This window comes from Terrabacter carboxydivorans (genome assembly GCF_039532035.1).
In the GTDB taxonomy this organism is placed as follows: domain Bacteria; phylum Actinomycetota; class Actinomycetes; order Actinomycetales; family Dermatophilaceae; genus Terrabacter; species Terrabacter carboxydivorans.
Genome location: NZ_BAAARE010000004.1, coordinates 48,018 through 58,660 on the forward strand (window position 1 = coordinate 48,018; position 10,643 = coordinate 58,660).

At 72.1% G+C, this 10,643-nt stretch carries 11 protein-coding genes; 2 read left to right on the plus strand and 9 right to left on the minus strand.

Translation table 11 applies throughout. From position 1 onward, the window contains the following. Positions 1 to 2: 2 nt before the first annotated feature. A complete protein-coding gene (recA, locus tag ABD297_RS05430) occupies positions 3 to 1,052 on the minus strand; it encodes a recombinase RecA (RefSeq protein WP_344253716.1) in 1,050 nt (349 codons plus the stop codon). Between the two features lie 272 nt (positions 1,053 to 1,324). Beyond that, on the minus strand, positions 1,325 to 1,582 hold the full coding sequence (locus tag ABD297_RS05435) for a DUF3046 domain-containing protein (protein ID WP_344253718.1): 258 nt from the start codon (positions 1,580 to 1,582) through the stop codon (positions 1,325 to 1,327). A 157-nt stretch (positions 1,583 to 1,739) separates the two neighbouring features. On the opposite strand from ABD297_RS05435, the gene ABD297_RS05440 reads away from it, so the two are divergent. Beyond that, entirely contained in the window at positions 1,740 to 3,323 is a 1,584-nt protein-coding gene (locus ABD297_RS05440) for a DUF3352 domain-containing protein (RefSeq protein ID WP_344253720.1), read from the plus strand. A 60-nt stretch (positions 3,324 to 3,383) separates the two neighbouring features. Here ABD297_RS05440 and ABD297_RS05445 read toward each other — a convergent pair whose 3' ends face one another. The 6 genes from ABD297_RS05445 to rimO are packed head-to-tail and all read right to left on the minus strand — an operon-like array spanning position 3,384 to position 8,543. Further along, on the minus strand, positions 3,384 to 4,490 hold the full coding sequence (locus tag ABD297_RS05445) for a dipeptide epimerase (RefSeq protein ID WP_344253722.1): 1,107 nt from the start codon (positions 4,488 to 4,490) through the stop codon (positions 3,384 to 3,386). After that, on the minus strand, positions 4,487 to 5,446 hold the full coding sequence (locus tag ABD297_RS05450) for a serine hydrolase (protein WP_344253723.1): 960 nt from the start codon (positions 5,444 to 5,446) through the stop codon (positions 4,487 to 4,489). The genes ABD297_RS05445 and ABD297_RS05450 overlap by 4 nt, the downstream gene beginning before the upstream one ends. A 17-nt stretch (positions 5,447 to 5,463) precedes the next feature. Beyond that, the gene (locus ABD297_RS05455; protein ID WP_344253725.1) at positions 5,464 to 5,766 is read right to left on the minus strand and encodes a helix-turn-helix domain-containing protein; all 303 of its coding nucleotides are present in this window, start codon (positions 5,764 to 5,766) and stop codon (positions 5,464 to 5,466) included. A gap of 11 nt (positions 5,767 to 5,777) precedes the next feature. After that, complete coding sequence (locus tag ABD297_RS05460) at positions 5,778 to 6,374, minus strand: CinA family protein (protein ID WP_344253726.1); 597 nt, start codon at positions 6,372 to 6,374, stop codon at positions 5,778 to 5,780. Between the two features lies 1 nt (position 6,375). Next, positions 6,376 to 7,074 (minus strand): CDP-diacylglycerol--glycerol-3-phosphate 3-phosphatidyltransferase, encoded by a 699-nt coding sequence (gene pgsA / locus ABD297_RS05465; protein WP_344253728.1) that lies wholly within the window; start codon positions 7,072 to 7,074, stop codon positions 6,376 to 6,378. After that, positions 7,071 to 8,543 carry a 30S ribosomal protein S12 methylthiotransferase RimO gene (gene rimO, locus ABD297_RS05470; RefSeq protein WP_344253730.1) on the minus strand — a complete coding sequence of 491 codons (1,473 nt, stop codon included), beginning with the start codon at positions 8,541 to 8,543 and terminating at the stop codon, positions 7,071 to 7,073. The genes pgsA and rimO overlap by 4 nt, the downstream gene beginning before the upstream one ends. Before the next feature lie 28 nt (positions 8,544 to 8,571). Here rimO and ABD297_RS05475 point away from each other — a divergent pair, with 28 nt between their 5' ends. After that, complete coding sequence (locus ABD297_RS05475; protein ID WP_425581132.1) at positions 8,572 to 9,792, plus strand: dipeptidase; 1,221 nt, start codon at positions 8,572 to 8,574, stop codon at positions 9,790 to 9,792. Between the two features lie 70 nt (positions 9,793 to 9,862). On the opposite strand, the gene ABD297_RS05480 is transcribed toward ABD297_RS05475, so the two are convergent. Next, complete coding sequence (locus tag ABD297_RS05480; RefSeq protein WP_344253733.1) at positions 9,863 to 10,606, minus strand: ion channel; 744 nt, start codon at positions 10,604 to 10,606, stop codon at positions 9,863 to 9,865. Between the last annotated feature and the right edge of the window lie 37 nt (positions 10,607 to 10,643).

Below are 10,643 nucleotides of genomic sequence, written 5' to 3' on the forward strand. Positions count from 1 at the left end.
GATCAGAAGTCGACGGGCACGTCCGAGACCTCGGCGGGCTGGTCGACGCGCGGCCCGACGCCGAGCTTCTCCTTGACCTTCTTCTCGATCTCGTCGGCGAGGTCCGGGTTGTCCCTGAGGAAGTTGCGGGCGTTCTCCTTGCCCTGCCCCAGCTGGTCGCCCTCGTAGGTGTACCAGGCGCCGGCCTTGCGGACGAAGCCGTGCTCGACGCCCATGTCGATGAGGCCACCCTCGCGCGAGATGCCGTGGCCGTAGAGGATGTCGAACTCGGCCTGCTTGAACGGCGGCGAGACCTTGTTCTTGACGACCTTGACGCGGGTGCGGTTGCCGACCGGCTCGGTGCCGTCCTTGAGCGTCTCGATGCGACGCACGTCGAGGCGCACGGAGGCGTAGAACTTCAGCGCCTTGCCACCGGTCGTCGTCTCGGGCGAGCCGAACATGACGCCGATCTTCTCGCGCAGCTGGTTGATGAAGATCGCGGTCGTGCCGGTGTTGTTGAGCGCACCGGTCAGCTTGCGCAGCGCCTGGCTCATCAGACGCGCCTGCAGACCGACGTGGCTGTCGCCCATCTCGCCCTCGATCTCGGCACGGGGCACGAGCGCCGCGACCGAGTCGATGACGATGATGTCGATGGCGCCGGAGCGGATCAGCATGTCGGCGATCTCGAGCGCCTGCTCACCGGTGTCGGGCTGCGACACGAGGAGGGCGTCGGTGTCGACACCGAGCTTCTTGGCGTAGTCGGGGTCGAGCGCGTGCTCGGCGTCGATGAACGCGGCGATCCCGCCGGCCTTCTGCGCGTTGGCGACCGCGTGGAGGGCCACCGTCGTCTTACCGGACGACTCCGGGCCGTAGATCTCGACGACACGTCCCCGCGGGAGGCCCCCGATGCCGAGGGCGACGTCGAGGGCGATCGATCCCGTGGGAATGACCTCGATCGGCGGACGGATGTCATCGCCGAGACGCATCACCGCGCCCTTGCCGTAGCTCTTCTCGATCTGGCCCATCACCGAGGAGAGCGCCTTGTCCTTGTCCTTCGCCTGCACCGATGCCATGTCGGTCACCTATCTGCCGTCTGCGCTGCGGTCGTCTACCTTCGACCCGGGCAACGGCTCGTCCTGAGATTCGCTGTCGGGTCAGACGCTAGGGGCCGGCGCCGACATCAGGTGGACCACGAGACGGCCTGTGGACGATGCGGGTGGTGGCGCAGGACCTGTGGAGAACAGTACCGAACAGATGTTCGAAGTCGCCACGACACGCCGGGCAGGGCGGGCGACGTGCATCGTCCGTGGCCACCGGTCAACGACGCCGAGGGCCACGACCTGCCTCAGCCGCCGAGACGACCGCCCTGCCCGCCCTGGGCCCCGCGCGCGACGCGGGTGTCCCGCCCGAGCCGGCGCTCCGGGGGCACGTCCATGTCGGTGCACAGCGCCTCCCAGACGGCCCGCGGTGCCTCGCCGTCGGCGAGCGCCTGCACGACGGTGCGGTTGCCGAGCGCACCCAGCACGTGGTCGCGGGCGAGCGACCCGGCATACGCCGCGCCGAACTCGTCGTCCATCAAGGTCCAGAAGTGGCTGATCCGCACCCCAGCAGTGTGCCACCCGGACGGCTGGAACCGATGCGCCGCACACGGTCGTCGGAGGCTTGCCGGAACCGGCCGCGGACGTCCGGGCCTGCCGGTATCGTCCTCTCGTCCCGCGCGAGGTCGCGGGCCACACCGAACTCTTCAGGGGAGCACCACCATGACCGAACCCACCCGAGGTCCAGCCGACGGGTCCGCCCAGCACTACACCTACCCCACTCCCGCGGGGACGGCGGAGCCTGTCCCCGGTGGGGTCGCCCTATCCGACGACCCGCAGGCCACCCCGACCGGTGGACGCCGGCGCACCGGCCTGCTCGTCGGCGGCGTCGTCACCGCCCTGGTCCTCGGCGGCGGCGGCGCGTTCGCGTTCCAGGCCCTGAGCGGCGGCGGCTCCCAGCCGGCCGAGGTGCTGCCCGGCGACGCCTACGCCTACGTCCGCCTCGACATCGACCCCTCCGCCGGCCAGAAGATCGCGGCCGTGCGCTTCCTCGGCAGCCTGCCCCAGGTCAAGGACACCCTCGGGAGCGACGACCCGCGCAAGAAGCTCTGGGAGATGGCGTCCAAGAGCTCGAGCAACGACTGCACCGCCAAGCTCAGCTACGACACCGACATCGCGCCGTGGCTCGGCGACCGCATCGGTGCCGCGATCCGGCCCGGCGGCACCGAGAGCGCGCCGAACGTCGCGCTCGCCATCCAGGTCAAGGACGAGGGCGCCGCCAAGGACACCCTGACCCGGCTCTTCGCCTGCAACAAGAAGGACAAGACCGACCTGCGCATGAAGGACGGCTACGCCATCGTCACGCCCGCAGGGGTCGGGGACGCGACGCTCGCCGCCGTCGACAAGGGCTCGCTCGCCCAGAACCCCACGTTCAGCGAGGACATGACCTCGCTCGGCGAGCAGGGCGTCATGTCGGCCTGGTTCGACATGGGCAGGGGCATCGCCGAGCTGCAGAAGCTGGGCGGCCCGTCCGCCATGGGGGCCGTCCCCGCGACCGGCGCCAAGGGGCGCGTCGCCGCGGCGGTCCGCTTCGACGCCGACTACGTCGAGATGGCGGGCGTGGTGCGCGGCGCCGACGCGACGACCTCGGTGAAGGGCGACGGCGCCGAGATGGCCTCACTGCCGGCCGACACCCTCGCCGCCGTCAACGTCTCGGGCGCCGACAAGATGCTCGACGGTGCGTGGCCCCAGCTGAAGAAGCAGATCGAGGGCCTCGCGTCGGCCAACGGCGAGTCGGACCCGATCGGCCAGGTGGAGCAGCAGCTCGACATCAAGCTCCCGGACGACCTCAAGGTCCTGCTGGGCCGGTCGTTCACCCTGTCCATGCCTGACCAGGACCTCAAGTCCGACGTGCCGGTCCTCGGCGCCAAGGTCGTCTCGAGCGACGCCAAGCGCGCCGACGAGCTCGCCGGTCGGCTCATGGAGACGGCCGGGGCCAGCAGCGACGTCCTGACCCACAAGGTCGACGGCGACAAGGTCTTCGTCGCGACGACGCCCGACTACGCCGACGACCTCAAGGCCGGCGGCAGGCTCGGCGACTCCGACAGCTTCAAGCTGGCCGTGGGCGACGTCTCCAGCTCGACCGTGTCGTTCTTCGTCGACCTCGACAAGGTCGACAAGCTCGCCCAGGGGCAGCTCCACGGTGAGGGCAAGACGTTCCTCGAGTCGCTGCGCGCCCTCGGCTTCAACTCCTCCACCACGGGCAGCGGCGAGGGCAGCTTCGGGCTCCGCCTCGTCGGCAACTGACCGCCCCGAACCGCGAAGGGCCCCGCTCCGGCGGGGCCCTTCGTCGTGGGACCGGTCTGGTCAGGGGACCTCGGCGAGTCCCGTGATACCGAACCCAGGTGCACGGGGAAGTTGGATCTGGTTGTCCGAGTAGGTGATCCCGCCGATGACGGGCGAGCTCACGGACCACCATGCGGCGTCGAGATCGCTGACCTCGGTCGTCGGCTCGGCCGCGACGAGCGCCGCGGCGGCACCGACGCCGACGTGGCTCTCCATCATGGAACCGACGATGGTGCGTAGTCCCGCGTCGTGGGCTCGGCGGAGCATGTCGCGCCCGACCGCGAGCGAGCCACACTTCGCGAGCTTGACGTTGACGAGGTCGGCTGCGCCGAGGCGGATGATCCGCTCGAGGTCGTAGGGCCCGTAGCAGGACTCGTCGGCCATGACCGGGAGGCCGACGCGCTCGCGCACCCACGCGAGACCCTCGACGTCGTCGGCGACGACCGGCTGCTCGACGAACTCGACCCCGAGGTCGGCGACCTCCAGCGCGCGGATCACCTGCACGGCCTCCTCGCGCGTCCAGCCCTGGTTGGCGTCGAGGCGGATGGCGACGGCGGGCCCGACGGCGTCGCGCACCGAGGCGACCCGCTGCACGTCGGTGCTCGCGTCGGTGCCGACCTTCATCTTCAGGGTCGCGAAACCTCCCGCGACCCGCGAGCGGGCAGCGTCGGCCAGGCCGTCGGCGGCACCGGCCGAGAGCGTGACGTCGGTGGTCAGCACCTCGGGTATGCCGTCCGGCCGGGTCGCGAGAAGGGCGGCGACCGAAATGCCCTCCGCCTGGGCGACGAGATCGTGCAGGGCCGCGTCGAGGGCGGCCTTGGCGCCGAAGTTGCGGGCGACGGCGCGCTGGACGGCACCGGCCGCGGCAGCGAGGTCGTCACGGTCGTCCAGCCGGCGTCCCGTGACCGCCGGCGCCAGCATCGTCTCGATGCACGCGGTCGCGCTCGCCAGCGACTCGCCGGTGACCTGCCACACCTGGGGCGCCTCGCCCCAGCCGGTGCGTCCGTCGCTGTCGGTGACCGTGACGACGACGGTGTCGGTGGTCTCGGTGCGTCGGAGCGCGGTGACGAACGGTGTGTGCAGCGGCACGGACGAGGTCCTCGACGTCACGCGGGCGATGGTCGTCATGCCCGCTCCACCGCAGCGAGGGGCTGGCTGTCCTGACCGTCGCGACTCCGCCGACCGTGGTCGTCCAAGCGTTCCCCGGAGTCCTCGGAGCCGCCGTCGGGGTGCTCGGCTCGCCAGACGTCGCGCGCGATCCCCGCCACGAAGGCCGCGGCCGCGGTCTCGTCGAGGTCGACCGTCGTGCAGACGGCGACGACGAAGGGCTCCTCCCCCGCCGGACGCACCAGCGCGACGTCGTGCGAGACACCGGGGATCCACCCGGACTTGCTCGCGGTCGGCGTGCCGGCAGGCAGCCCGGCCGGCACCTGGTCGAGGTGCACCTGACGGCGCAGCAGGTCCTCGACCGGCACGAGCACGGCGTCGCCGCCGAGGGCCGGGTCACGTCGGCCGACGGCGGCCATGACCAGCCCGAGGTCGGCCGCCGACACGGTGTTGGTGATGCCCGCCCGACGAGCGGCAGCGTCCTCGATGCCTCGCGCGACGACGGTCGCCGGGGAGCATCCGACGAGGCGGAGCACGTCGGCGACCTCGGCCAGGCCGACGACGTCGACGAGAAGGTTGGTGGCGATGTTGCTCGAGTGCGTGATGGCCTGCTCGGCGAGCTCGCCGAGCGTCCGGGTCCCGCCGACGGCCGCCCACGTCTGCGGGTCCTGGTCGTCCGCCTCGTCGAGGTTGAAGGGCGAGCCGTCGAGCACCGAGGCGAACGTGCCCGTGACCGTGACCGCCGCCTCGAGGTCGAGCTCCCCGCGCACGACCCGGCGCAACAGCGCGATGACGAGCGGGAGCTTCATGGTGGAGGCCGCATAGTGCGGGGACAGCGCGTCGTGCTCGTAGCGGACCTGACCGGTCAGCTCGCCCAGCCACACCGACACCACGGTCGGTGCGCTCCCGTCAGAGCTGCGTGAGGCCGCGGTGGCCTCGTAGAGTCGCGCGTCGAGGTCCGTGAAGGGGCTGGGCACCCCAGCACGGTAGACGATCAGGCAGCGGAGGCCGACACCACGTCGCCCGACGGCACGGGGAGGGCGACGGGCTGCACGAGACCCTCGCTCTCGGCCATCCGGCTGGAGACGTCGATGAGCACCTGCGACAGCGGGAGGGACAGCGCGCCACAGATCGAGGCGAGCAGCTCGGAGGACGCCTCCTTCTCGCCGCGCTCGACCTCGCTGAGGTAGCCGAGAGAGACGGACGCCGTCGCCGACACCTCGCGGAGGGTGCGACCCTGGGCGCGCCGGCGCTCACGAAGGACGTCACCGAGCTCGCGTCGCAACAGTGTCGTCATGCCGTCCTCCTTCAGGTCGCTGGTGTCGGGTGGTCGGTCGCGGGGTCACCGCCGGGGTCGTCGCCGGGGTGGCCCGACAGCCCTACCGTACCCCGAGGCTCCCACGGCGGCGCAGGAGTTCGGTGCGTGGCGCCGGTCTCGTCCACCGCTAGTCGGAGCACCGCCTCGACCGTCGCAGACCGGATCTGCGCCCTGGTCCCTTTCAACTCCAGCGCACGCGTCGCTGTTCCCGACGGACCCGAGACGGCGACGTGCACGGTGCCGGCGGGCTTGCCCTCGGACGGCCCCGGTCCCGCCACCCCCGTCGTGGCCAGCCCCCACGTGGCTCCCAGCCGACGGCGGACGCCCTCGGCCATGGCGACGGCGACGGAGGCGTCGACGGTGCCGACCCGGGCGATCAGGTCGGCGGGCACGTCGAGCAGCAGCGTCTTGACCTCGGCGGCATACGCCACGACCCCACCGAGCAGCACCGCCGAGGCCCCGGGCGTGTCGGCCACGGTCGCGGCCACGAGGCCGGCCGTCAGCGACTCGGCGCAGGCGAGGGTCTCGCCCGCCTGCGTCAGGCCGGCCACGAGGAGCGACCCCGGCGTGTCGTCAGAGACGCCCACGTCAGTCCCGCTTCGCCGTCCGCTCGGTGGGCGCCTCCGGCTGCGCCGGCGACGCAGCGCGGGCGGCGCGGGCGGCTCGCCGGGTGCGGGTGCGCTCGCTCGTCTCTCGGAGACGGGCCGCCTTGAAGACGTAGTCGACCCCGCTCACGACGGTCATGACCAGCGCCGCACCGAGCAGGACGTAGGCGATCGTCGTGAGCACGTCGCCGAACGGCCACACCCACAGCGGCAGGGTCAGCGACCCGAGGGCCAGCGTCTGCAGCATCGTCTTGAGCTTGCCCCCGCGACCGGCCGGCATGACGCCGTGACGGATCACGACGAAGCGCAGCACGGTGATGCCGATCTCGCGCACGAGGATGACGACGGTCACCCACCACCACACGACCCCGAGCAACGACAGGCCGATGAAGGCCGTGCCGGTCAGGGCCTTGTCGGCGATCGGGTCGGCGACCTTGCCGAAGTTGGTGATCTCGCCACGACGCCGGGCGATCTTGCCGTCCACGCCGTCGGTCACGGCGGCGAGCGCGAAGACGGCCCAGGCCCAGAAGCGCCACCACGGCTCGTTGCCCCCGTCCTGGAAGAGCAGGACCGCGTAGACGGGAACGAGCAGGAAGCGGAGCACCGTCAGGGCGTTGGGCAGGTTCCAGTCGGTGGGCCGGGGCGCGGGCCCCTCCCCCCGGTGGAAGCTCTGTGGCGTCATCGCGGCTCCGCGACGAGGTCGATCCCCTCGGTGCCGACGACGACGGCCGGGACGAGGTCGCCGACCTGGGGCGCCGGGGCGCCCTCCGGGACGTGCACGATGGTGACGCCGTCGACGTCGGGGCCCTGGAAGTCGGCCCGCCCGACGACGGAGCCGTCCTCGGCGTCGATCTCCTCGACGAGCACGAGGACCCGCTCGCCGATGCGCTCCTCGGCCCGCTGGGCGTTCAGCTCCTCGACGAGGCGGGTGAAGCGGTCGAGGCGCTCGGCCACGACCTCGGCCGGCAGCTTGTCGGCATACCCCTCGGCCTCGGTGCCGTCCTCGTCGGAGTAGCCGAAGACGCCGACGACGTCGAGTCGCGCCTCGGTGAGGAAGGCCTCGAGCTCGTCGAGGTCGGCCTCGGTCTCGCCGGGGAAGCCGACGATGACGTTGCAGCGGATGCCGGCGTGCGGGGCGTCGGCGCGCACGCGACCGAGCAGCTCCAAGAACGCCTCACGCGAACCGAACCGGCGCATCGAGCGCAGCAGCGGCTCGGACGCGTGCTGGAAGGAGATGTCGTAGTAGGGCACGACGCCGGGGGTGTCGGCCATCGCGCGCAGCAGGCCGGGACGGATCTCGGCGGGCTGGAGGTAGGAGACGCGGACGCGCTCGATGCCGTCGATGGCGGTCAGCTCGGGCAGCAGCTTCTCGAGCAGGGCGAGGTCGCCGAGGTCCTTGCCGTAGCTCGTCGAGTTCTCGGAGACGAGGAAGAGCTCCTTGACGCCCTGCTCGGCGAGCCAGCGGCCCTCCGCCACGATGTCGGCCGGGCGACGGGACAGGAACGCGCCGCGGAACATCGGGATGGCGCAGAACGAGCAGCGGCGGTCGCAGCCCGAGGCGATCTTGAGCGGCGCCCACGGGCGCCCGTCCAGGCGGGCGCGGATGACCCGCGGGCCCGAGGCCGGCGTGGGGACGCCGGCGTCGGCGAGGTCGGGGCGGGCGTCGCCGTGGCCCGGCAGGGCGACGCCGGCGGCGCCGTCCTGGCGCTTGGCCGGGGTGAGCGGCAGCAGGGTGCGGCGGTCGCCCGGGGTGTGGCTCTCGACGTGGCCACCCGCGAGGATCGTCTGCAGGTGCGCGCTCATGTCGCGGTAGGAGTCGAAGCCGAGCACGGCGTCGGCCTCGGGCAGCTGGTCGGCCAGCTCCTTGCCGTAGCGCTCGGCCAGGCAGCCCACGGCGACGACCTTCTGGGTGCGGCCGCCGTCCTTGAGGTCGGAGGCCTCGAGGAGGGCGTCGATGGAGTCCTTCTTGGCCTGCTCGACGAAGCCGCAGGTGTTGACGACGGCGACGTCGGCCTCGGCTGCGTCGTCGACGAGACGCCAGCCCTCCGCGAGCAGCCGTCCGGCCAGCTCCTCGGAGTCGACCTCGTTGCGCGTGCACCCGAGGGTGACGAGTGCGACGCTCCTGTCGGCGCTCGGGTGGGGAGGGGTCATGCGTCCACTCTAGATGCCGGGGTGTTCAATGGCCGACATGCTCGGAACCGCCCCCCACGGCCGCGACGACCTGCTCGCGCGCGCCCGCGAGCTGCTCGCCGAGCACCCGCTCGTCGACGGTCACAACGACCTCCCGTGGGAGGCACGCGAGCAGACCCGCTACGACTTCGAGGCCCTCGACATCGGCCGGCGCCTGACGACCACCCAGACCGACCTGCCCCGGTTGGCCGAGGGCGGCGTCGGCGCGCAGTTCTGGTCGGTCTTCGTGCCGAGCACCCTCCAGGGCGACTCCGCCGTCGTCGCGACGCTCGAGCAGGTCGACGGCGTCCACCGGATGATCGGGTCGTATGCCGACCGGCTCGCCCTCGCGCGGACCGCGGACGAGGTCGAGCGTGCCACCGCGACGGGACGGATCGCCTCGCTGCTCGGCGCCGAGGGCGGCCACTCCATCGGCTGCTCGCTCGGGACGCTGCGCCTGCTGCACGTGCTCGGCGTGCGCTACCTGACCCTGACCCACAACGACAACACCCCCTGGGCCGACTCCGCGACCGACGTCCCGGTCGTCCACGGCCTCAGCGAGTTCGGCCGTGAGGTCGTCCGCGAGATGAACCGTCTCGGCATGATGGTCGACCTCAGCCACGTCGCAGCGACGACGATGCGGGCGGCGCTCGAGACCGCCGACGCACCCGTCGTCTTCAGCCACTCCTCGGCCCTCGCCCTGTGCGACACCCCGCGCAACGTCCCCGACGACGTGCTCGGGGCGCTCCCGGCCAACGGTGGTGTGTGCATGGTGACGTTCGTGCCCGAGTTCGTCTCCCCGGCGACCGCCGAGTGGCGCGTCGAGGCCGCGGAGGCCGCGGCCGAGGTCGGTGTCGAGGCCCGCGACTGGGAGGCCTTCGGGCGGTTCACCGCCGGCTGGCAGCGCGAGCACCCGAAGCCGGACGCGACGATCGAGCAGGTCGTCGCGCACCTCGAGCACGTGCGCGAGGTCGCGGGCATCGACCACGTCGGCATCGGCGGCGACTACGACGGCACCGACACCTTCCCGGTCGGTCTCGAGGACGTCAGCGGCTACCCGCGACTCGTCGCCGCCCTGCTCGAGCGCTCGTGGTCCGACGCCGACGTGGCGCAGCTCGTCCGCGGCAACACCCTGCGCGTCATGCGCGACGTCGAGGCCGTGGCCCGCGACCTGCAGACCACCCGCTCCCCCAGCCTCAAGACGTTCGACGAGCTCGACGGCACGCACTGACCGCACGCACTGACCGCACGCCGGTCGCCCACCCGGGCACACGGCATACGCCCTCGGTGGGCGCAGCCTGCTACTGGCGGAACCGGGCGATGGTGAGCCCGACGAGGCGGGCGACGACGAGCGCGACGTAGAGCATGCCGGCGATCTGCTGGAGCAGCACGAACGCCCGGGCGTGCGGCTCGACGGCGATGATGTCGGACAGGCCCGTCGAGGTCATCGTCGTGATCGAGAGGTAGAGCAGCTCGAACCAGGTGCGGGTGCCCGGGTCGGCCTCGCCGTAGATGGTGAACGAGTGGGGCCACAGGATCTGGACGGCCACGTAGAGGTAGGCGAAGCCCCACGCCACCACGGTGAACGTCGCCCCCGTCGCGTAGAGCTCGTCGCGCGTGACCCAGTTGTCGGCGAACATGTACCGCAGCAGGCCGTAGCCGGTGTAGAGGTAGAAGAGCGCGTGCAGCAGCGCGCTCCAGAAGGCGAGGGTCTGGTTGTCGGTCCACACCGCCTCGGCGACGGTGAGCAGCACGACCGGCCCGCCGAGGAGCACGGCCACCCAGGTCAGGGCCGGTGTCGCACGGACCGCGCGGACGGCGAGGAAGAGCACGACGAGGCCGATGAGCCCGAAGATCGCGCGGCCGGTCTCGCGGACGTCGCCGGCCCTGGTCTCGACGAACGGGTAGGCGACGAGCGCGGCGAGCTGGGCGAAGAGCAGGAGCGCGCACGGGAGCTCGGCGACCTTGCGGCGCAAGCGGTCCAGCCACGACGGCGGGCCCGCCCGACGGGGCGATGACGGCCAGAGCTCCAGCGACGCACTCACGACTCGGACTCTAGTGGCGAGGCCGTCAAGAACACGT